This window comes from Falsiroseomonas sp., from assembly GCF_030695085.1.
GTDB lineage: Bacteria > Pseudomonadota > Alphaproteobacteria > Acetobacterales > Acetobacteraceae > Falsiroseomonas.
In genome coordinates this window covers 1-22260 of sequence record NZ_JAUYTS010000040.1, presented here as the reverse complement: position 1 = coordinate 22260, position 22260 = coordinate 1, and the positions used below count along the sequence as shown (strand labels likewise).

Genomic DNA, 22260 nt, shown 5'->3' with positions numbered 1-22260 from the left:
GCCGGCGGCTTCGACCTCGTGGTGGCCAACATCCTGGCGCGGCCGCTCGAGCGGCTGGCGCCGTCGATCGGGCGGTCGCTGGCGCCGCGCGCCACCGTCGCGACCCCCGCCGAGGCCGAGGCGTCGCACCCGGAACCCGGCCCGCTCGCCCCCGCGTTGCGGCGCGTGGCGCTGGCCGTGGCCGCGGCGCTGGAGGCGGAGGAGGCGGCGCTGACGGCGCTCGACAGCCATGCGGGGGATGGCGATCTCGGCCTGTCCATGGCGCGCGGCGCGGCGGCGATCCGGGCGTTGCCGGAGGCGGCCTTTGCCACGCCGGCCTCTGCGCTCGCTGCCATGGCGCAGGCGCTGCGGCGGGCGATCGCCGGCAGTTCCGGGCCATTCTACGCCACCGCGCTGCTGCGCGCGGCGCAGGTGCTGGGGGATGCCCCGGCGGATCGCGCCGCCTGGGCGGAGGCCTTCCGGCAGGCCGTCGCGGCGATTGGGGAACTGGGCGGCGCCCGGCCGGGCGACCGCACCATGCTGGATGCGCTGCACCCGGCGGCGGAGGCCTTTGCCGCCGCGCCGGGCACACCCGCCGAAGCCTGGGCCGCGGCGGTGGCGGCGGCGGAAGCCGGGACGGCGGCCACCGCCACCATGCGCCCACGCCTCGGCCGCGCCGCCTATCTCGGCGACCGGGCGCTGGGGCAGCCGGATGCCGGGGCCAGCGCGGTGCTGGTCTGGATGCGGGCGATCGGCCGCAAGCTGGGGTAGGCCCGGCCGAGTCGCCGCAGGACCCGCGTGGAATCAAGGCGCTGGCAGATGCGCCTTCCGGGCAGGCCGGGTTGCGGCTACTCCTCCGCCCCGCCCCTGGAGTCCTGGATGACCATCGCCATCGATATCGGCATGAGCGCCACCGGCACGCCGGCCTGCTTCGACCTGGAGGAATTGCTGTCCACCCGCCTGCTGGTGCAGGGCAATTCCGGCTCCGGCAAGTCGCATCTGCTGCGCCGGCTGCTGGAGCAATCCGCCCCCTGGGTGCAGCAGGTGGTGGTGGACCCGGAGGGGGATTTCACCTCCCTGTCGGATCGCTTCGGGCATCTGGTGGTGGATGCGGCCGACTACACCGACACGGCCTTGCAGCAGGTGGCGGAGCGGGTGCGGCGGCACCGCGTCTCGGTCGTGCTGAACCTGGAGCATGTCGAGGTCGAACAGCAGCTTCGCCTCGCCGCCGCCTTCCTGGGCGGACTGTTCGACGTGGACCGCGATGCCTGGAACCCGGTGATGGTGGTGGTGGATGAGGCGCAGCTTTTTGCGCCTGCCGCCGCCAGCGAAACCTCGGACGAGGCCCGCCGTGCGGCGCTCGGCGCCATGACCAACCTGATGTGCCGCGGCCGCAAGCGCGGGCTGGCCGGGGTGATCGCGACTCAGCGCCTGGCGAAGCTGGCGAAGAACGTCGCGGCGGAGGCGTCGAACTTCATGATGGGGCGAACCTTCCTCGATATCGACATGGCCCGCGCGGCCGATCTGCTGGGGATGGAGCGGCGCCAAGCGGAGATGTTCCGGGACCTGGAGCGCGGCCATTTCATGGCGCTCGGCCCGGCCGTGTCCCGCCGCCCGCTGCGGGTGCGGGTCGGCGTGGTGGAGACCGGGTCGCGCAGCGCCGGCCCGAAGCTGGTGCCGCCGCCGAGCCAGGCCAGCGCCGCGGAGGCACGCGAGCTGATCCTGGTGGCGCCGGAGCCCGAGACGCCGCGCCCACCGCGCCGCATGCCGCGCGCCGCCGCGCCCGACCTGCTGGCCCAGCTCGCCCAGGCCCGCCCCGCCTTGCCCGCGGCCGAACCCGTGGCGCCCCCCACCGCCGAGCAAAAGGCGGCGCACCGCCGCCAGATCGCGGGTGTATTGAAAAAAATTCTGGCGGAGCCGGATGCGCCGTTCCGGCCGGCCAGCGTGCTGTACCAGGACTTTCTCGTCCGCTGCCGGATCGAGGAGGTGGCCGGCCCGGCCATCGACATTCCTGCCTTCCGCCGCCTGCTGACCACCGCGCGGGCCGGCATCGGCGCGGAGGCGGCGGAGGGCAGCGAATGGGCGCAGGCGGTGGCGCGGGCGGAGGCGCTGCCGGATGATGTGCAGGGCGTCTTCCTGCTGCTGGCCCGCGCCGCGCTGGAGCGGCTTCCCTGCCCCTCCGACGCCACGCTGGCGCGCGCCTATGGCAGCCGCTCCATCGGCCGGGCGCGGCGGCTGCTGACCTATATGGAGGAGCAGGGCGCGCTGGTGGTGCGTGCCGAGCGCGGCGGGCGGCGCAGCGTGGTGCTGGTCGGCCTCGCCTGGGAAACCGCGCCGGGCGACCCGAACGGGCCGGAGGAGCGGCCGGAGGAAAGCGTGACCGCGGCGGCCTGAGACCCTATCTGTGGGGACATGATCACGAACCCGCTGCTCGCCCCCTGGACCACGCCCTTTGGCGTGCCCCCCTTCGACCTGATCCTGCCCGAGCACTTCGGCCCAGCCTTCGACCAGGGGATGGCCGAGCAGGTGGCGGAAATCGCGGCCATCGGCGCCGATCCGACTCGGGAAAACTTCGTCAATACGGTGGAGGCGCTGGAGCGCAGCGGTCGCACGCTGGACCGGGTGCGGAGCGTGTTCTTCAACCTGGTCTCCAGCCAGGCGACGGACGCCTACCAGGCCATTGAGCGCGACTATGCGCCGCGGCTTGCCCGGCACCGCGCCGATATCGCGCTGAACCCGGCGCTGTTCGCCCGCATCTCCATGTTGCTGGACCGGCGCGCGAGCCTCGGCCTGGATGCGGCGCGGGACCGGCTGCTGGTGCGGCTGCATGCCGGGCTGGTGCGCAGCGGCGCGGCGCTGGATGCGGCGGGGCGGGACCGCATGGCGGCGATCTCCACGCGGCTGGCCGTGCTGCACACGCAATTCGGTCAGAATGTGCTGGCGGATGAGACGGAGTGGCAGCTGGTGCTGGCCGAGGCCGACCTCGCCGGCCTGCCGGATTTCGCCCGCGATGCGGCGCGGGAGTCGGCGCGGGAGCGTGGGGTGGAGGGCTGGGTCATCACCCTGTCCCGGTCTTCGATCGAGCCCTTCCTGGTGTTCTCCACGCGGCGCGATCTGCGGGAGGTGGCGTGGCGCGCCTGGGTGGCGCGCGGCCTCGGCGCGCGGGACAACACGGCGCTGATCAAGGACATTCTCGCATTGCGGGCGGAACGCGCGCAGCTGCTCGGCCATGAAGATTTCGCCGCCTGGCGGCTGGCCGACAACATGGCGCGCAACGCCGCGGCGGCGTCTGACCTGCTGCACCAGGTCTGGGCACCCGCGAAACGCCGTGCCGCGGTGGAGCGCGCCGAGCTGGAGGCGCTGGCCGGCCACCCGATCGCGGCCTGGGACTGGCGCCACTACGCCGAGATCGCCCGCCGCGCGCGGCACGACATCGATGAAAGCCTGACCAAGCCGTATTTCCCGCTGGAGGGCATGCTGGCCGCGGTGTTCGACACGGCGCGGCGCCTGTTCGGCGTGCGCTTCGTGGAGCGCCCGGATATTCCCGTCTATCACCCGGATGTCCGCGCCTTCGACATGCAGGACGAGGCCGGCGCGCATCGCGGCGTGTTCCTGCTGGACAGTTTCGCCCGTGCCGGCAAGCGCTCCGGCGCCTGGATGAGCAGCTATCGCGTGGGACACGGGCTGGCCGATGACTCTGCGCCGGGCCCGGTGACGCCGATTGTCGTGAACAACAACAACATCGCCAAATCCTCGCCCGCCTTGCTGTCCTTCGACGAGGCGCGGACGCTGTTCCATGAATTCGGCCATGCGCTGCACGGCCTGCTTTCCACCGCGCACCACCCCTCGCAATCCGGCACCGCGGTGCTGGCGGATTTCGTCGAGTTCCCGAGCCAGGTGCTGGAGCATTGGCTGGAGGTGCCCGAAATTCTCCGCACCCATGCGCGCCACCACGAAAGCGGCGAGCCGCTGCCGGAAGACCTGCTGCGCCGGCTGCTCGCGGCACGCCAGGATGGCCAGGGCTTTGCCAGCGTGGAATTCGTCTCCTCCGCGCTGATCGACCTGGCGCTGCACACGCATCCCGATCCGCAGGGCCTTGATGTGGTACGGTTCGAGGAAGAGTTCCTGGGCGAGATCGGCATGCCGGAGGCGATCGGCCTGCGCCACCGCCCGGCGCATTTCCAGCACCTGTTCGCCGGCGGCGGCTACGCGGCGGGCTACTACGCCTATATGTGGGCCGAGGTGCTGGATGCCGATGCCTTCGAAGCCTTCGAGGAAGCCGGCGACCCCTTCGACCCGGCGCTGGCGGCCAAGCTGAAGGTGATCTACCAGGCCGGCGACACGCGCGATCCGATGGATCTGTATGTCGATTTCCGCGGCCGGCCGCCTTCCGTGCAGGCGTTGCTGCGCAACCGCGGGCTGGCCGAGACGTAAGGGGGACTTGCCGCGGGCGGCGCCAGGGGGCGAAGTGTCGGCAAAAGCCGGGAGACCACGCATGACCCTTCGCCACATCGCCACCACGCCCTTCAGCGACCAGAAGCCCGGCACCTCCGGCCTGCGGAAGAAGGTGACGGTCTTCCAGCAGCCGCATTACGTGGAGAATTTCGTCCAGGCGATCTTCGACATGCTGGGCGCGGCGCGGCAGGGTGCCACGCTGGTGGTCGGCGGCGATGGCCGCTTCCTGAACCGGGAGGTGGTGCAGGCCACGCTGAAGATCGCCGCTGCCAATGGCTTTGCTCGCGTTCTGGTGGGGCAGGGCGGGTTGCTGTCCACGCCCGCCGCCTCCAACCTCATCCGCATCTCCGGCGCGATCGGTGGCGTGGTGCTTTCGGCCAGCCACAATCCGGGCGGGCCGGATGGCGATTTCGGCATCAAGTTCAACGCGGCGAATGGCGGCCCGGCGCCGGAGGACATCACCAGCGCCATCTTCCGCCGCGCCAGCGCCATCACCGAATACGCCATGCTGGACGTGCCCGATCTCGACCTCGACCGGGTCGGCGAGCAGCGGGTCGGTGATTGCGTGGTGGCGGTGGTGGACCCGGTGGCGGACTACGCCACGATGATGCGCAAGCTGGTCGATTTCGATGCCATCGCGAAGCTGTTCGCCGGCGGCTTCCGCATGCAGTTCGACGCGATGAGCGCCATCACCGGCCCCTATGCCCACGCGATCCTGGAAGGTGCGCTCGGCGCCGCGCCCGGCACGGTGCGCAACGGCACGCCACTGCCCGATTTCGGCGGCCACCACCCGGACCCCAACCCGGTGCATGCGGCGGAGCTGATGGCGGCCATGATGGGCGCGGATGCGCCGGATTTCGGCGCAGCCTCCGACGGCGACGGCGACCGCAACATGATCGTGGCACCCGGCCTGTTCGTGACACCGAGCGACAGCCTCGCCGTGCTCGTCGCCCACGCCCGCTGCGCGCCAGGCTATGCGCGGGGCCTGGCGGGCGTGGCGCGCTCCATGCCCACGAGCCGGGCGGTGGACCGCGTGGCGAAGGCGCTCGGCATTCCCTGCTACGAGACGCCGACAGGCTGGAAGTTCTTCGGCAACCTGCTCGATTCCGGTCGCATCACCCTGTGTGGCGAGGAAAGCGCCGGCACCGGATCGGACCATGTGCGGGAGAAGGACGGGCTATGGGCGGTGCTGCTCTGGCTCAACATCCTGGCCGCCACAGGGCAGCGCGCCGATGCCATCCTGCGTGAGCATTGGGCGCGCTTCGGGCGTGACTACTACACGCGTCATGACTACGAGGAGGTGGACGCCACCGCCGCGCAGGGGCTGATGACGGCGCTGCGCGCGCGGCTCGGGACGCTGCCCGGCAAATCCTTCGCCGGCCTCACCGTCTCCGCCTGCGACGACTTCGCCTATACCGATCCGGTCGATGGCTCCGTCACCGCGCAGCAGGGTGTCCGCATCCTGTTCGTGGAGGATGCGCGCGCGGTGTTCCGGCTGTCCGGCACCGGGACGGTTGGCGCCACGCTGCGCGTCTATCTCGAACGCTTCGAGCCGGATGCCGCGCGCCACGCGCTGGAGACGCAGGATGTGCTGGCCCCGGTGATCGCCGCGGCGCGGGAGATTGCGGAAATCGCGCAGCATACCGGCCGCGATGCGCCATCCGTCGTGACCTGAGCCGGAGGTAACGCCCGCTTAACATAGTCCTTGAAACCATTTCTCGATCCCCCTAGCGTCGCTCTCGAAGTGGTGTCTGGCCAAGACCAGGAAACGCATGCGTCCCGATGAGGATGTGGCACACCATTTGCAGGGGCTTCAGCGAAATAAATCTGGGAGTTTGATGGGATGAGGATTGGTGTATCGCTGCTCGTCGCAGCGGCGACGATTCTTGGCGTTGCGGGCACGGCTTCCGCGCAGCAGACGCTTCAGCAGGTTCGTGACCGCGGCAGCCTGAATTGCCAGGTCGGGCTGCCCACGCCGGGCTTCTACGCGCTGGCGGCCAATGGCACCTGGTCCGGCATGGATGTGGACATGTGCCGCGGCGTCGCGGCCGCCATCTTCAACGACCCGAGCAAGGTGCAGTACCAGTCGGTGACGTCGGCGGTGCGCTTCACCTCGCTGGCCAATGGCGAAAGCGACATGCTGTCCCGCACTACCACCTGGACGGCGGTGCGCGACGGGCAGCTCGGCCTGGAATTCGCCGGCGTGAATTTCTACGACGGCCAGGGCTTCGTGGTGCCGCGCGCCTCCAATATCACCTCGGCCCGGGAACTGGATGGCGCGACCATCTGCGTGCTGACCGGCACGACGACCGAACTCAACCTCGCCGACTATTTCCGCGCCAACAACATGCGCTTCACCGCCGTGACGAATGAGAACGTCAATGTGCTGGTGGAGACCTATCTCGGCGGCGGCTGCGATGCCTACACCAACGACAAGTCGGGCCTCGCCGCGCGGCGTTCCGCCTTCCCGACCCCGAACGACCACATGATCCTGCCCGAGACCATCTCGAAGGAGCCGCTGGGCCCGGTGGTGCGGCATGGCGACAACAACTGGGGCGACATCGTCCGCTGGGTGCTGTTCGGCATGATCGAAGCCGAGGAGATGGGCGTCACCTCCGCCAATGTCACGGAAATGCTGCGCTCGCCGAACCCCGGCATCAAGCGCCTGCTGGGCGTCGAGGGCAATGTCGGCCAGGGCATGGGCCTGCCGAACGACTTCATGGTGCGCGTGCTGCGCCATGTCGGCAATTACGGCGAGATCTATGAGCGCAATGTCGGCGCCAACACGCCGATCGGCATTCCGCGGGAGCGTTCGCTGAACGCGCTGTGGACCAATGGCGGCATTCTCTACGCCATGCCGTTCCGCTGAGCCTTATTCGCCTTACGCCGACAGGCCGATTTCCGAAAGGCCGGGCCGCGATGGGCTGAGGCCGGGGGCCGCGCAGTTTGCGCGGCCCGCCCTTGGCCTGCACGCGGACCTGCGCGCAAGCAGGGCTGCCCATGTCCCAAATCACCGCGCCCCCCACCACCGTGTTGCGCCGCCCGGTCACAGCGCCGATGCGCCTCGGCGCCTTCGTCAATGATGCGACGGTGCGGTCGGTGTTCTACCAGGCCGTCACCTTCGTCTGCGTCGTCGGCCTGATCTGGTACCTGGTCTCGAACACCATCACCAACATGGCGCAGCGCGGCATGTCGGCGGGGTTCGACTTCCTCGATGTCTCCGCCGGCTTCAACATCGCCTTCACGCTGATCCCGTATCGTGAGGGCGACAGCTACCTCCGGGTCTTCCAGGTCGGCATCGCCAATACGCTGCTGGTCGCCGTGATCGGCGTGATCTTCGCCAGCATCCTCGGCCTGGTTGTGGGCCTGGCGCGGCTTTCGACCAATTGGCTGATCCGCACCCTGGCGCGCTGGTACATCGAGATCCTGCGCAACACGCCGCTGCTGCTGCAGATCATCGCCTGGTATTTCGGGGTGTTCAACCTGCTGCCCCTGCCGCGCGCGAGCATCGATCTCGGCGGCATCATGTACCTCAACAATCGCGGCGCCTATTTCCCGTCACCGGTACCGGAGGATGGGTTCGGCCTGGTGCTGCTGGCGCTTCTGGCGGCAGTGGTGGGCGCGGTGCTGCTGCATATCTGGGCAAGGCGGCGGCTGCGCGACACGGGGCGGGCCTTCCCCTCCGGCCTGGCCGGCGCGGCACTCATCATCCTGCTGCCCCTGCTGGTGTTCCAGGCCAGCGGTGCGCCCCTGGCCTGGGACTGGCCGGTGCTGCGCGGATTCAATTTCCGCGGTGGCTTCTCCGTGCCGCCCGCCTTCTGCGCGCTGATCGTGGCACTGTCGATCTACACCTCCTGCTTCATCGCGGAGATCGTGCGCGCCGGCATCCAATCCGTGGGTCACGGCCAGACGGAAGCGGCTCGCGCGCTGGGGGTGAAGCCTTCCCGCACCATGCGCTTCATCATCCTGCCGCAGGCGATGCGCGTGATCATCCCGCCGCTGATCAGCCAATACCTGAACCTGACGAAGAACTCGTCGCTGGCGATTGCCATCGGCTTCCCGGATCTGGTGAGCGTGTGGATGAACACCTCGCTGAACCAATCCGGCCGCGCGATTCCGATCGTGGCGATGACCATGGGCTTCTACTGCGCGGTCAGCCTCGGGGTCTCCTTCGTGCTGAACCTCTACAATCGACGCATCCTGCTGAGGGAACGCTGAGATGTCGGATGCGCCACTCGTCTTCACGCCGAGGCCCGCCGATCCGCCGCCGCCATCGACCATCGGCGTGGTCGGCTGGATGCGGGCCAACCTGTTCTCCTCCGTCCCTAACGCCATCCTGACGTTCCTCGGCGCCTACATCTTCTATGTGGTGGTCTACGCCATCATCGACTGGGCGCTGATCAAGGCGGTGTGGGAGGCGGAGAATCGCCGGCAGTGCCTCGACATGGTCGGCCGCTCCGGCGCCTGCTGGCCGGGTGTCGCGGCCTGGATTCCGAATTTGATCTATGGCCTGTATCCGAAGGACCAGGTCTGGCGGATCAACACCGGCTTCCTGATCCTGATCGCCTGGGCGGTGCCGCTGTGGCTACCGCGGGTGAAGTCCAAGGTCGCGATCGGGCTGAGCCTGGTGCTGCTGTACCCGCTGCTGGTCTCCTACTTCTTCCATGGCGGCGCACAGACCCTGGTCTGGACCGCGCTGATCGCGCTCGGCGGCGCGGCCTTCCTGTGGGTGTGGCTGACCACGCTGGCGGAGATGCGCTTCGGCCTCGGCTTCGGCGCGCTGGTCGCGCGGCTGGCGGGTGCCGCGGATGACGAAAGGGCGCGACGCATCGGCTGGGGCGCGCTGGCGGCGTTGTATGTGCTGGCGCTGCTGATCGTCTCCCAGCTCAGCTTCGTGGAGGTGCAGACGCGGCTTTGGGGCGGCTTGTTCCTGACGCTGGTGATCTCCGGCATCGGCATCGCCTTCTCGCTGCCCGCCGGCGTGTTGCTGGCGCTCGGTCGGCGGTCCCAGATGCCGTTGATCCGGGTGTTCTGCGTGACCTTCATTGAGCTGTTCCGCTCCGTCCCCCTCATCACCATCCTGTTCATGTTCAACACCATGCTGCCGCTGTTCCTGCCGCAGGGCGTGGAGGTGAACCGCCTGCTGCGCGCCATCGTCGCCGTCTGCCTGTTCGCCTCGGCCTATATGGCGGAGATCGTGCGCGGCGGGCTGCAGGCGATCCCGAAGGGGCAGTATGAGGCGGCGGCCGCGATGGGCCTGGGCTTCTGGCAGTCCACCTCCCTCATCATCCTGCCGCAGGCGCTCCGCATCATGATCCCGTCCATCGTCGGCAACTTCATCGGCCTGTTCAAGGACACCACGCTGGTCTCCATCATTGGCCTGTTCGACCTGCTCAGCATGTCGCGCGCGGTGGGGGAGGATACGCGCTGGCTCGGCCTGTTCATCGAGCCGTTCTTCTTCATCACGCTGATCTACTTCGTCTTCTGCTTCCTGATGTCGCAATACAGCCTGAATCTGGAACGCCGGCTGGGTGAGGGGCAGCGGCGATGAAGCCGGCGATCGAACTCATCGGCGTCAGCAAATGGTATGGCAGCTTCCAGGCGCTGAAGGGCCTGGACCTGACCGTGGCGGAAGGGGAGCGCGTGGTGGTCTGCGGCCCCTCCGGCTCCGGCAAATCCACCATGATCCGCTGCATCAACCAGCTGGAGAGGCACCAGAAGGGCGACATCCGCATCCATGGCCGGGCCCTGTCCGGCGAGGCGAAGACGGATGCGCCGATCCTGCGGGAGACCGGCATGGTCTTCCAGTCCTTCAACCTGTTCCCGCACATGACGGTGCTGGAAAACTGCACCTTCGCGCTGACCTGGGTGAAGCAGATGCCGCAGCGGGAGGCAGAGGCCACCGCCATGGCGCATCTGGAACGCGTGCGGATTCCGGAACAGGCGCGCAAATACCCGTTGCAACTCTCGGGCGGCCAGCAGCAGCGCGTCGCCATTGCCCGTGCGCTCTGCATGGCGCCCCGCATCATGCTGTTCGACGAGCCGACCAGCGCGCTGGACCCTGAAATGATCAAGGAGGTGCTGGACACCATGGTCGAACTGGCCGGCACCGGCATGACCATGGTGGTGGTGACGCATGAGATGGGCTTCGCCCGCACCGTGGCGAACCGGGTGGTGTTCATGGACCAGGGCGAGATCGTCGAGCAGGCGGAGCCGGAGCTGTTCTTCTCCGCCCCCCGCTACGACCGCACCCGGATGTTCCTGAGCCAGATCCTGTAGGGGCGGCCCGGCTTCCCCTGGCCAGGGGGCTTCTGCTACGCCTTCGCGTCACAGTTCCAGGCGAGAAGGCGGCAGGCGGACATGCCCGAAGACACCACGGCCGAGCAGGCCGCACCGGAGGACCTCTGGCGACTGCGCCGCAGCATCGACAATATTGATACCGCCCTGGTTGCCATGCTGGCCGAGCGATTCCGGGTGACACGGGAAGTGGGCCAGCTCAAGGCCCGGCACCGGCTGGATGCGGTGGACGTGGCGCGGGAGGAGGCGAAGGTCGCCCGCCTGCGGGAGAACGCCGCCCGCGCCGGCCTCGATGAGGATTTCGCCGAGGAATTCATCCGCCGGGTGATGGCGGAGGTGGTCCGCCAGCACCGCGAGATTGCGAAGAAGGGCTAAATCCTCCCCTCAGACGCCGGGCGCCGCGCATCCGCGCGGCTTGGCTTCGCCGCATAAGCGGCGGCGGCCGTTCGGCCGCTCGGCCGGCGAGATGCCGGCCGCAGTTTGCGTCGTGACAGTCCAGGTCAGCCCTTGGTCGGCGTCTCGACACGCAGATAGCGGTCCTCCAGCGCCCGCCAGGTGGCATTGTCGAACAGCTCCCACAGCTTGCCATGGCTGTACATGCTGCCCGCCACGGCGTTGGTGGAGCCGGTGTCCTTCAGCGAGGCCAGCATCTCCATCCCCGCCTTGGCGATCAGCCGCGTCATCGCATTCGGGTAGATCGCCAGCCGAAAACCCAGCGCCTGCAGGCGCTCCGCCGGCAGGATCGGCGTCTTGCCGCCCTCCACCATATTGGCCAGCAGCGGCACCTCGGGGAAGGCGCGGCCGACATCCTCCAGCTCCTCCTCGGATTGCGGGCTTTCCACGAAGATCACATCGGCCCCGGCCGCCCGATAGGCCCGGGCGCGGCCGATGGCGGCCGCCAGGCCCTCTCCGGCGCGGGCATCGGTGCGGGCGATCACCACGAAATCCGGGTCCCGCCGCGCTTCCACCGCGGCGCGGATGCGCATCTGCATGTCGGTGGTGGAGACCAGCTTGCGCCCCGGCTCATGGCCGCACTTCTTCGGCCATTCCTGATCCTCAATCTGGATGGCGGAGACGCCGGCGCGCTCATATTCCCGCACCGTGCGGATCACGTTCAGCGGGCCGCCATAGCCGGTATCGCCATCGGCGATGACGGGGATGGAGACCACGTCGCAGATGCGGCGGATGCGGTCGATGATCTCGCCGAAGGACAGGGCCGCCACATCCGGCGCGCCCAGCGCGCTCATCGAGATGCCGGCGCCGGTGATGTAAAGCGCCGGGAAGCCGGAGGCATCGACCAGCCGGGCGGTGACGCAATCGAAGGCGCCGGGGGCGATGAACAGCTCCTTGCCGGCCAGAAGCTCCCGCAGCCGGCGGTTGCGGCCGGGCGAATCGGCGAAGCCGATGGGCAGGACGGGACCGGTATCGGCGGTATTGGCGTCGGGCATCGGGCGGACCTCCTTCTTGGTCCCCCTTGTTAGGCGAGGTGGGCGGGATCGGGTAGCGCCCCGGCCGGCCTGCGTGCACAAGGGCCGCAGACCAAAACGATGGGGGCAGGGATGGATTGGAAGACCGCCTGGCGTTCCTTCTACTACCAGGGCGCGCCGGAGGCGCCGGACCCGGTGCTGGTCCGCGGCCGCGTCGCGCTGCTGGTGATCGATGTGCAGGAAACCTATCTGGAGCGCCCGGACCCGGCGGGGCTGGCCGGCGAGGAACTGGCCCGCTTCCACGCCTGGACGCCCTTCCACACCCGCATGCACGGCACGGTGATCCCGGCCATCCAGCGCCTGCTGGCGCGCTTCCGCGCCGATGGCAACCCGGTGTTCTTCGCCCGCATCGCCTGCCTGCTTCCGGATGGCGCGGACCGGTCGCTGAGCCAGAAGAAGCCCGGCTGGAACAACCTGCTGCTGCCGCATGACCGGCCGGATTCGCAGATCGTCGCCAGCATCGCGCCGCAGCCCGGGGAGATCGTGGTCACCAAGACCACGGATTCCGCACTGACCGGGACGAATCTCCGCCTGATCCTGGCCAATATGGGCATCACCCATGTCGTCTGCGCCGGCATCTTCACCGACCAATGCGTAAGCTCCACCGTCCGCAGCCTGGCCGATGAAAGCTTCGACGTGATCGTGCTGGAGGATGCCTGCGCCGCCGGCAGCGACGCGCTGCATGAGCGGGAGTTGGAAATCCTCAACCGCATCTATTGCGAGGTGATGCGGGTGGACGATTTTTTTGGCTATTTGCCCGCCTGAGCGACCCCGGCCGGTGCGGCGCGCAGCAGCAGCAGCGCCAAGCAGCCGGTCAGCGCAAGCACGCTGGTCACGCTCAGCGCGAGTTGCACGCCGCCGCGTTCCAGCATCAGCCCGAACAGGAAGGGGGACGCCGCCTGCAACAGCCGCGCCGGGGCGCCGAGCAACCCCTGCCGCGCGCCATAGCCACCCGGCCCGAACACCGCGAGCGGCAGCGTGCCCTTGGCGATGGTCATCACCCCATTGCCCATGCCGTGCAGCACCGCGAAGGCCGCCGCCGCCGCCGCCGCCGCCGGCCCGCCCACCAGCAGCAGCGCCAGCGCACCGAGCGGATGACCGAGCATGGCAAGCCTGGCCGAGACCAGCGGATGGAAGCGCCGCAGCAGCCCGAATTCGGCAACGCGCGCCGCCACCTGCGCCGGCCCGATCAGCGCGCCCGCCGCCACGGCCGCCGCCGCGGTCGCGCCCGCCGCCTGCAACATCGCCGGCAGATGCGCCGCCATGGCGCCGGCGATGAACCAGCTTGCGGCGAAGACATAGGCCAGCAGCGGCATGGTCATGCGGCCGGTGGAGGGGATTTCGGCTGGCGCCGTCACGGCAGATTGCCGCTCCGGCGGCGGCGCCTTCGGTACCAGCAGGCGGTTCAGCGGCAGCGCCACCAGCAGGTGCAGCGCCGCCCAGGCAAAGCAGGCGCCGCGCCAACCCACCGTTTCCTCCAGCAAGGCGGAAAGCGGCCAGCCCACCGTGCTGGCAAACCCCGCGATCAGCGTGATGCCGGTGATCGGCCCGCGCGCCGCCCGGCCATACAGCCCGGCCAGCGTGGCGAAGGCGGCGTCATACAGCCCCATCGCCATGCCAAGGCCCAGCACCAGCCAGGCCGCCGCCATGGTCCAGGCATCCCCCGCCAGGCCCATCCCCAGCAGCCCCGCGCCGAGCACCAGGTTGGAGGCGGTGAGCATGCCGCGCCCGCCCTTCGCATCGATCACCCGCCCCACCGCCGGCCCGGCCAGCGCCGACAGCACCAGTGCTGCGGAAAACGCGCCGAAGACCCAGGCGGTGGACAGTCCGAATTCCCGCGCCATAGGCGCCGCCAGGATCGCCGGCAGGTAGTAGGTGGAGGCCCAGGCCAGCGTCTGCGTGGTGCCGAGCGCGAAGACGACCCGGCGCGCGCCGGGGGGCGAAGCCTCGGTCACGCCACGCTGCAACAGGCGGTGGTGGCGGGGCTCGGCGCGCGGCAGGATGGGGCGGCGGGTGCGCGATCCGTGCTGCACACGCCGGTTTCCGGCAGTTCCAGCTCCACGCGCCGGGCTGCCACCGTATCGCCCGCCAGATGGGCCGCGATGCTGCGGACCTGCTCATGCCCGGTGGCGAGCAGGAAGGTGGGCGCGCGGCCGTAGCTCTTCATGCCGGCGATGTAGAAGCCGGTTTCGGGGTGGTGCAGCTCGGCCTCCCCATGCGGGCGGACGGTGCCGCAGCTATGCAGATTGGGGTCGATCAGCGGGGCGAGGGCGGGGGTCGCCTCCACCGCCGGGTCCAGCGCCAGCCGCACCTCCCGCAGCAGGCCGAGATCGGGGCGGAAGCCGGTGGCGACGATCATGCGGTCCGCCTGGATGGTCACGGTCTGCTCAGCCTGCCGGCCGGTGATGGCCAGCCCGCCATCCTGCGCGGCCACCCGGTCGATCAGGAAGGGGGCCAGCGCCGTGACGGCGCCGGATTCCACCAGCCCCTGCGCCCGCGCGCCGAGATCGCCGCGCGCCGCCAGCCCATCCTTCGCGCCACCGCCGAAATTCACCGCGCCGAGTGGCCGGCGGAAGGCCCAGAGAATGCGTGTGCCCGGCACCTGGCGGGCCAGTTCCACCAGATCCAGCACCGCATTCATCGCCGAATGCCCGGCGCCAACCACCAGCGTGGTCCGCCCGGCATAGGCGGCCCGCGCTGCGCCGAGCACATCCGGGATGCCGTAGGCGATGAGTGTTGCCTGCGCCGTCTCACCCAAGGCGGGCAGGCCATGCGCGCCGGCCGGGTTGGGGCTGGACCAGGTGCCGGTGCAGTCCAGCACGGCGGCGGCCTCGATCGAATCCTCCCCCGCCGGGCCTTCGACCTGCAGGATGAAGGGCGCAGCATCCCGCTCCGCGCCATCGCGCAGCCTGCCCATGTCGCGGCGTGCCAGGCCGGTCACGCGCGTGCTGGTGCGGATATCGGCGGCCATCGCCTCAGCCAGCGGGTCCAGGTAGTGCGCGATCAGTTCTGCGCCGGTCGGAAAGACCTCCGGCGCCGGCGGCGTCCAGCCGCGCGTTTCCAGCAGTGCCCGCGCGGCGGAATCGACGTTGAAGCGCCAGGGCGAGAACATCCGCACATGGCCCCATTGCCGCACCGCCTCGGCGATGCGCGGCCCGGCTTCCAGCACAAGCGGGCGCAGGCCACGGGCGCGCAGATGGGCGGCGGCGGCCAGGCCGATGGGGCCGGCGCCGATCACGGCGATGGGCAGGGTCATGGGTTCTCTCCGTCACAGCAATCCGGGTTCGGGGGGAAGGCGCGGGCCGTGTCGGCCAGCACGGCGGTGGCTTCCATCCAGGCATCGAGCGCCACGCGGAAGGCGGCGCGGCCGCTCTCGGTCAGCGCATAGATCCGCCGCTGGCGGCCCTGCACCACCTGCTCGGCCACGGTGACGAAGCCGCCGGCCTCGAATTCTCGGAGCACCGGGTAGATGGTGCCCTCCGTCGGGGAACAGCAGCCGCCGGTCACCCGCTCAACCCGCCTGGCGATGTCGTAGCCATGCATCGGCCCGTCATGCAGCACGCGCAGGATGAAAAATTTCGACAGGCCCATCTTGATGATGCCCGCCCAGTATTCGCGGGTGCCGTAGTCGATGGGGGTGGGAGGCGTGCGGCGGGCCGAGGTGCTCATGCCTCGACGCTACACATTGCCCCCCAATGCATCAAGCCCCTATTGTCAGGCCGGCGCCACCGCCGTGGCGGGCGGCAGCTTCCGCCGCCTCGTGGCCGCCATCCGCTCGAAGGTCAGATAGACCGCCGGCGTGGTGTACAGCGTCAGAAGCTGGGACAGGATCAGCCCGCCGATGATGGTGATGCCCAGCGGCTGCCGCAGCTCCGCCCCCGGCCCGGCGGCGATCGCCAGCGGAATGGCGCCGAACAGGGCGGACAGCGTCGTCATCAGGATGGGGCGGAAGCGTTCGCGGCAGGCTTCCAGGATCGCCACCATGCCGCCCTCGCCGCCTTCGCGTTCATGGGCGAGCGCGAAATCCACCATGATGATGGCGTTCTTCTTCACGATGCCCATCAGCAGGATGATGCCGATCATCGCGATCACGCTGAACGGCGTGCCGGTGGCCAGCAGCGCCAGCAGCGCGCCGATCCCCGCCGTGGGCAGGGTGGAGAGGATGGTCAGCGGGTGGATCAGGCTTTCGTACAACACGCCGAGCACGATGTAGATGGTCAGCAGCGCCGCCAGGATCAGCAGCGGCATGCCGGTCAGGAAGTTCTGGAAGCTGCGCGCATTGCCGGCGAATTCACCGCGGATGCTGGCCGGCATCTGGATGTCCAGCACTGCCTGTTCCACCAGCCGCGTCGCCGCCCCCAGCTCCACCCCCTCGGCGAGCGAGAAGCTGATGCTGGCCGCCGGGAACAGGCCCTGATGCGCGATGGAACGCGGCGCCGTGGTGCGCTCCAGCCGCACCAGCGACCCCAGCGGCACCGGCCCGTCGCGGCCCGGCACGAAGATGCCGGTAAGCTGGGACGGGTCCTCCGTCAGCGCCGGGTCGATCTCCAGGATCACGCGATACTGGTTGCGCATGCGGTAGATGGTGGAGATCTGCCGTTGCGCGAAGGCGTTGTTCAACGCGCCGCCCAGCGCGGAAATCGAAACACCCAGCCGCGCCGCGGCATCCCGGTCGATCACGAGGCGGGAGACCAGGCCGGTGCGTTCCTGGTCGGAGGATACATCCACCACCTGCGGCAGGGTGCGTAGCTGGTTCACCAGCCGCTCGCTCCAGGTGCCGAGATCGTCGAGGTCCGGCGTCAGCAGCACATACTGGTAATTCGCATTGCCCTGGCGACCGCCGATATTGATGTCGCTCTGCGCACGCAGGAAGGTCTGCACGCCGACGACGCGGCCGAGCGGGGCGCGCAGCCGCGCGATCACCTGGTTCGCCGTCATCCCATCCCGCTCCGCCACCGGCTTCAGCGCGACCTGCAGGCGGATGTTGGAGGAGCCGAAGAAGCCGCCGCTGCCCAGTGAGGCGGCGATATTCTCCACCGCCGGATCCTGGCGGATCACCTCCATCACCTGGTTCTTGTAGCCGACCATGGCCTGGAACGATGTATCCGGCTGCGCCACCACCGCGCCGATCACAAGATTGCTGTCCTGTTCGGGGAAGAAGGCCTTCGGCACCTGCATGTAGAGCCAGACGGTCAGCCCGACGAGCGCGATGGTGAAACCAACCGTCAGCCGGCGCCAGCGCAGCACCATCACCAGGCTGCGCATATAGCCATCGATGGTGCGCGACATCACCCATTCGAAGCCGCGCCCGAAGCGACCGGGTGGGCGCGGCGTGTCGCGCGCCAGCAGCACCGCCACCATCGGCGTGACGGTCAAGGACACAACGGCGGAGATCGCCACCGCGATGGACAGCGTGGCGGCGAATTCGAAGAACATCCGGCCGACCACGCCACCCATGAACAGCAGCGGGATGAACACCGCGATCAGCGACACGCTCATCGAAACCACGGTGAAGCCGATCTGCCGCGCGCCTTCCAGCGCCGCCTGCCGCGGCCGCATGCCGCGTTCGCTCATCCGCGCCATGTTCTCGATCATGATGATGGCGTCATCCACCACGAAGCCGACCGAGATGGTCAGCGCCATCAGCGACAGGTTGTTGAGCGAGAACCCCACCATCCACATCACCGCCAGCGTGCCGAGCAGCGACAGCGGCACGGAGATGCCGGCGGCGATGATGGCCGAGGTCCGCCGCAGGAACACCGCCACCACCAGCACCACCAGGATGATGCTGATGATCAGCGTGTGCTGCACCTCCGCCACGCTGGCGCGGATCGTCTCCGACCGGTCGCGCATGATCTCGATATCGATGCCGGCGGGAATCCATCGATTGAGGTCGGGCAGCAGGGCGCGGATGCCGTCCACCACCTCCAGCACATTGGCATCGGCCTGCTTGTAGATGGTGAGGATGACGGCCGGGCGACCGTTATAGGACCCCGCCTGCCGCCGATCCCGCGGCCCCTGATCCACCCGCGCCAGGCTGGACAGGCGAACGATGGCGCCATTGGCCTGCGTCACCACGATATCGCCGAATTCCTCCGGCGTGGTCAGCCGGTCATTCACCGAAATGGCGGCGGATTGCTGCGGGCCGTCGATCAGCCCGGTGGCCTGGGTGACATTGGCGCTGGTGATGGCGGTGCGGATCTGATCCAGCGAGACATTCGCCGCCGTCGCCGCCGCCGGGTTCACGGCGACGCGGATAGCGGGTTGTTCGGCACCCGCGATCGCCACCGTCGCCGCGCCGTTCACCTGCGACAGCCGCGGCACCACCACGCTGTCCGCCGCATCGTAGATCTCGCCCGCCGTCAGCGTATCCGACGTCATCGCCAGGATCAGCACCGGCAGGTCGCCCGGGTTCAGTTTCCGGAAACTGGGCTGGCTGGTCAGGCCGGCAGGCAGATCCGGCTGCGCCGCGTTGATCGCCGCCTGCACGTCCCGCGCCGCAGATTCGATGGAGCGCTCCAGGTCGAACTGGATGATGATCCGCGTGCTGCCGAGCGAGGAGGTGGAGGTCATCTCGCTGATGCCGGCGATCTCGCCGAGCTTGCGTTCCAGCGGCGCCGCGACGGAGGAGGCCATGATGGCCGGGTCGGCGCCGGGCTGGCTGGCGGTGACCGCGATGGTCGGGAAATCCACCTTCGGCAGTGGCGCCACCGGCAGGTCGAAATAGGCAATCAGCCCGGCCAGTGCCAGGCCGATGGCCATCAGCGTGGTGCCGATGGGCCGCGCGATGAAGGGGGCGGAGATCGACATGCGCTATTCCGCCGGGGCGGCCGACGGGGGCGGTGCGGCCCGCTGTGTCAGCCGCATGGCGCGGTCGCGGATCGCCTCCATCGCCAGGTAGATCACCGGGGTGGTGTAGAGGGTGATGACCTGGCTCAGCAGCAGCCCGCCGATGACCGAAACACCGAGCGGCAGACGCAATTCGGAACCAGCGCCGGACCCCAGCACCAGCGGCAGCGCGCCGAGCAGCGCCGCCATGGTGGTCATCATGATCGGGCGGAAGCGCAGCAGACAGGCCTCGCGGATCGCATCGCGCGGCGCCATGCCGTGATCGCGCTGCGCCTCCAGTGCGAAGTCGATCATCATGATGGCGTTCTTCTTGACGATGCCCATCAGCAGGATGATGCCGATCAGCGCCACCACCGACAGATCCAGCCCGAACGCCCACAAGCCCAGCAGCGCGCCGATGCCGGCCGATGGCAGGGTGGACAGGATGGTGATGGGGTGGATGACGCTTTCATACAGCACGCCCAGCACGATGTAGATCACGACGATCGCGGCCAGGATCAGCCAGCCCTGTCCGGCCAAGGCGCGGGTGAATTCCGCCGCGTCGCCGCCGAAGCTGCCGGACATGGAATCCGGCAGGCCGATCTGCGCCTGCGTCGTGCGGATCGCTTCCAGCGCCTGGCCGAGCGAGGTGCCGGGCGCCAGGTTGAAGCTGAGCGTCACGGCCGGGAACTGGTCCTGCCGCGTGATGGTCAGCGGGCCACGGCCACGCGTGATGGTGGCGATCTCCGCCAGCGGGATCTGAGGGGCGATCGCAGCACCGGCGGCGGCGCCCGTCACGCGCAGCATGCCGATCGCGGCCGGGTCGCCGGCCTGGGCCGGATCGGCCTCCAGCACCACGCGGTACTGGTTGTTCTGCGCGTAGATGGTGGAGATCTGCCGCTGGCCGAAGGCGTTGTACAGCACGTCATCCACCGCCTGCATGGTCACGCCGAGCCGCGCGGCGCGCAGCCGGTCCACCTGCACCAGCACGCGCAGCCCATCTTCCCGCTGGTCGCTACCGACATCGCGCAGCTCCGGCAATTCCCGCATCGCGGCCAGCATGCGCGGCGCCCATTCGGCGATCAGCGAGGCGTCGCTGTCCATCAGCGTGTACTGGTACTGCGTGGCGGAAGGGCGCGTGCCGATCTGGATGTCCTGCACCGGCTGCATATAGGCCTCGATGCCCGGAATGGTCGCCAGCTCCGGCCCCAGCCGCGCCATGACGGCGGAAACACCGTCGCGGCGTTCCGATCGTGGCCGCAGCACGGCCGTGAGTTGCCCGGTATTCTGGGCCGCATTCACCGTGCCTGCGCCCGCGACGGAGGTCACGGCGACCACATCAGGATCCTGCTGCACCCGTTCCGCCACCTGGCGCTGCAACTCCGACATGCGGGCGAAGGAGACATCCTGCGGCGCCTCCGTCGTGATGGTGATCAGCCCGGTATCCTGCAACGGCAGGAAGCCCTTCGGCATCAGCACATACAGGCCGATGGTGCCGGCCAGCGTCAGCGCCGCCAGCACCAGCATCATCCCCGCCCGCGCCAGCGCCCAATCCAGCGTGCGGGCGTAGCCGCGGCGCAGCGCGTCGAAGCCCCGCTCGAACAGGTCGGAGATGCGGCCTGGCTTGTCCTCGCCATGCGGGCGCAGCAGCAGGCCGCACATCATCGGCGTCAGCGTCAGCGACACCACCATGGAGACCAGCACGGAGACGGTGAGCACCATCGCGAATTCGCGGAACAGCCGCCCCACCACGCCTTCCATGAACAGCAGCGGAATGAACACCGCCACCAGCGACAGGGTGAGGGAGACGATGGTGAAGCCGATCTGCTTCGCGCCCTCATAGGCCGCCTGCAGCGGCTTCTTGCCGTCCTCGATCATGCGGACGATGTTCTCGATCATCACGATGGCATCGTCGACGACGAAGCCGGTCGCGATCACCAGCGCCATCAGGGACAGGTTGTCCACCGAATAGCCGAGCAGCGCCATGATGCCGAAGGTGCCGATGATGGACAGCGGCAGCGCGACACCCGGGATCAGCGTGGCCCGCGCGGTGCGCAGGAACAGGAAGATCACCAGCACCACCAGGATCATGGACAGCACCAGCGTCAACTGCACCTCATGCACCGAGGCGCGGATCGTCTCCGTCCGGTCGGAAACGATGGCAAGCTCCACCCCCGCCGGCAAGGCGCGTTGCAGCCCATCGAGCTGGGCGGTCAGCGCCGCCACCGTGGCGACGATGTTGGCCCCCGGCTGGCGCTGCACATCCAGCAGCACGGCGGGGCGGCCATTGTACCAGGCGGCGGTCAGCGTGTTCTCCAGCCCCTCCACCGCCACGCCGACATCGCGCAGCCGTACCGGCGCATCCTCCCGCCAGGCGATGATCAGATCCTCGAAGGCGGCAGGCGAGGTGATCTGGTCATTCGCCATGACGGCGGAGGCCTGCTGCGGCCCGTTCACGGACCCCTTGGCGCCGGCCACGTTGCCGGCGGTGACGGCGCTGCGCACAGCCTCCATCCCCAGCCCGTAGGCGGCCAGCCGCCGCGGATCGACCTGCAACCGCACGGCCGGGCGCATATTGCCCTGCACCGCGACGCGGCCGACGCCGCCCACCTGTGCCAGCCGCTGCGCCAGCAGCGTGTCCACGATATCCGAAAGCCGCGCCACCGGCAGCGTGTCCGAGGTCAGCGCCAGCGTCATGATCGGCGGATCGGCCGGGTTCACCTTCGCATAGGTTGGCGGGTAGGGCAGCGTTGACGGCAGCGTGCCGCGCGCCGCGTTGATCGCCGCCTGCACATCCTGCGCGGCATCGTCGATGTCGCGCCCGAGGTTGAACTGCAAGGTGATGCGGGACACGGACGGCCCGCTGACCGAGACCATCTCGGCCAGCCCCGAGATCTGCGCCAATTGCCGTTCCAGCGAGGCGGTCACCAGCACCGCGATGGTGTCCGGCGAGGCGCCGGGCAATTGCGTCGTCACCTGGATGGTCGGGAAATCCACCTCGGGCAGGGAGGAGACGGGCAGGCGCATATAGCCATACAGCCCGGTCAGCAGCACCGCGATGGCGAGCAGCGCGGTGGCGACCGGCCGCGCGATGAAGGGTGCCGAGATGTTCACGGCGCGGCCGGGCGGCGCGCCGGCGGCCCGCCTGCCGGCGCGGCACCGGCTGGCGCGGCACCGGCTGGCACGGCACCATCCGGCGCGGCGGCCGGGCGCC

The 22260-nt window shown here is 69.3% G+C and carries 16 protein-coding genes; 10 read left to right on the top strand and 6 right to left on the bottom strand.

Features of this window, described 5'->3' with window-relative positions:
• The 9 genes from Q8S40_RS04650 to Q8S40_RS04610 all read left to right on the top strand — a co-directional run.
• On the top strand, positions 1–750 hold a 750-nt coding region (locus Q8S40_RS04650), incomplete at its 5' end, for a DAK2 domain-containing protein (protein ID WP_305669467.1).
• 108 nt (positions 751–858) lie between these two features.
• Positions 859–2373 carry a helicase HerA domain-containing protein gene (locus Q8S40_RS04645; RefSeq protein ID WP_305669466.1) on the top strand — a complete coding sequence of 505 codons (1515 nt, stop codon included), beginning with the start codon at positions 859–861 and terminating at the stop codon, positions 2371–2373.
• Positions 2374–2391: 18 nt separating this feature from the next.
• Complete coding sequence (locus Q8S40_RS04640) at positions 2392–4413, top strand: M3 family metallopeptidase (protein WP_305669465.1); 2022 nt, start codon at positions 2392–2394, stop codon at positions 4411–4413.
• A 61-nt stretch (positions 4414–4474) separates the two neighbouring features.
• The gene (locus Q8S40_RS04635) at positions 4475–6109 is read left to right on the top strand and encodes an alpha-D-glucose phosphate-specific phosphoglucomutase (RefSeq protein WP_305669464.1); all 1635 of its coding nucleotides are present in this window, start codon (positions 4475–4477) and stop codon (positions 6107–6109) included.
• A 168-nt stretch (positions 6110–6277) separates the two neighbouring features.
• On the top strand, positions 6278–7303 hold the full coding sequence (locus Q8S40_RS04630; RefSeq protein ID WP_305669463.1) for an amino acid ABC transporter substrate-binding protein: 1026 nt from the start codon (positions 6278–6280) through the stop codon (positions 7301–7303).
• A gap of 131 nt (positions 7304–7434) precedes the next feature.
• On the top strand, positions 7435–8652 hold the full coding sequence (locus Q8S40_RS04625) for an amino acid ABC transporter permease (protein ID WP_304814065.1): 1218 nt from the start codon (positions 7435–7437) through the stop codon (positions 8650–8652).
• A gap of 1 nt (position 8653) precedes the next feature.
• Positions 8654–9985 (top strand): amino acid ABC transporter permease, encoded by a 1332-nt coding sequence (locus Q8S40_RS04620; protein ID WP_304814064.1) that lies wholly within the window; start codon positions 8654–8656, stop codon positions 9983–9985.
• A complete protein-coding gene (locus Q8S40_RS04615; protein WP_304814063.1) occupies positions 9982–10713 on the top strand; it encodes an amino acid ABC transporter ATP-binding protein in 732 nt (243 codons plus the stop codon). The genes Q8S40_RS04620 and Q8S40_RS04615 overlap by 4 nt, the downstream gene beginning before the upstream one ends.
• Before the next feature lie 81 nt (positions 10714–10794).
• On the top strand, positions 10795–11106 hold the full coding sequence (locus Q8S40_RS04610; RefSeq protein ID WP_305669462.1) for a chorismate mutase: 312 nt from the start codon (positions 10795–10797) through the stop codon (positions 11104–11106).
• 125 nt (positions 11107–11231) lie between these two features.
• Here Q8S40_RS04610 and Q8S40_RS04605 read toward each other — a convergent pair whose 3' ends face one another.
• Entirely contained in the window at positions 11232–12179 is a 948-nt protein-coding gene (locus tag Q8S40_RS04605) for an oxaloacetate decarboxylase (RefSeq protein WP_305669461.1), read from the bottom strand.
• A 111-nt stretch (positions 12180–12290) separates the two neighbouring features.
• On the opposite strand from Q8S40_RS04605, the gene Q8S40_RS04600 reads away from it, so the two are divergent.
• Positions 12291–12983, top strand: coding sequence for a cysteine hydrolase family protein (locus Q8S40_RS04600; RefSeq protein ID WP_305669460.1), 693 nt, complete (start codon positions 12291–12293; stop codon positions 12981–12983).
• Here Q8S40_RS04600 and Q8S40_RS04595 read toward each other — a convergent pair.
• The 5 genes from Q8S40_RS04595 to Q8S40_RS04575 are packed head-to-tail and all read right to left on the bottom strand — an operon-like array spanning position 12968 to position 22160.
• Positions 12968–14173 (bottom strand): MFS transporter, encoded by a 1206-nt coding sequence (locus Q8S40_RS04595; RefSeq protein WP_305669459.1) that lies wholly within the window; start codon positions 14171–14173, stop codon positions 12968–12970. The two genes, Q8S40_RS04600 and Q8S40_RS04595, sit on opposite strands and share 16 nt — an antisense overlap.
• A complete protein-coding gene (locus Q8S40_RS04590; RefSeq protein ID WP_305669458.1) occupies positions 14170–15474 on the bottom strand; it encodes an FAD-dependent oxidoreductase in 1305 nt (434 codons plus the stop codon). Before Q8S40_RS04590 ends, Q8S40_RS04595 begins: the two co-directional genes overlap by 4 nt.
• On the bottom strand, positions 15471–15887 hold the full coding sequence (locus Q8S40_RS04585) for a PadR family transcriptional regulator (RefSeq protein WP_304814054.1): 417 nt from the start codon (positions 15885–15887) through the stop codon (positions 15471–15473). Before Q8S40_RS04585 ends, Q8S40_RS04590 begins: the two co-directional genes overlap by 4 nt.
• Before the next feature lie 45 nt (positions 15888–15932).
• A complete protein-coding gene (locus Q8S40_RS04580; protein ID WP_305669457.1) occupies positions 15933–19028 on the bottom strand; it encodes an efflux RND transporter permease subunit in 3096 nt (1031 codons plus the stop codon).
• Between the two features lie 3 nt (positions 19029–19031).
• On the bottom strand, positions 19032–22160 hold the full coding sequence (locus Q8S40_RS04575) for an efflux RND transporter permease subunit (RefSeq protein WP_305669456.1): 3129 nt from the start codon (positions 22158–22160) through the stop codon (positions 19032–19034).
• Between the last annotated feature and the right edge of the window lie 100 nt (positions 22161–22260).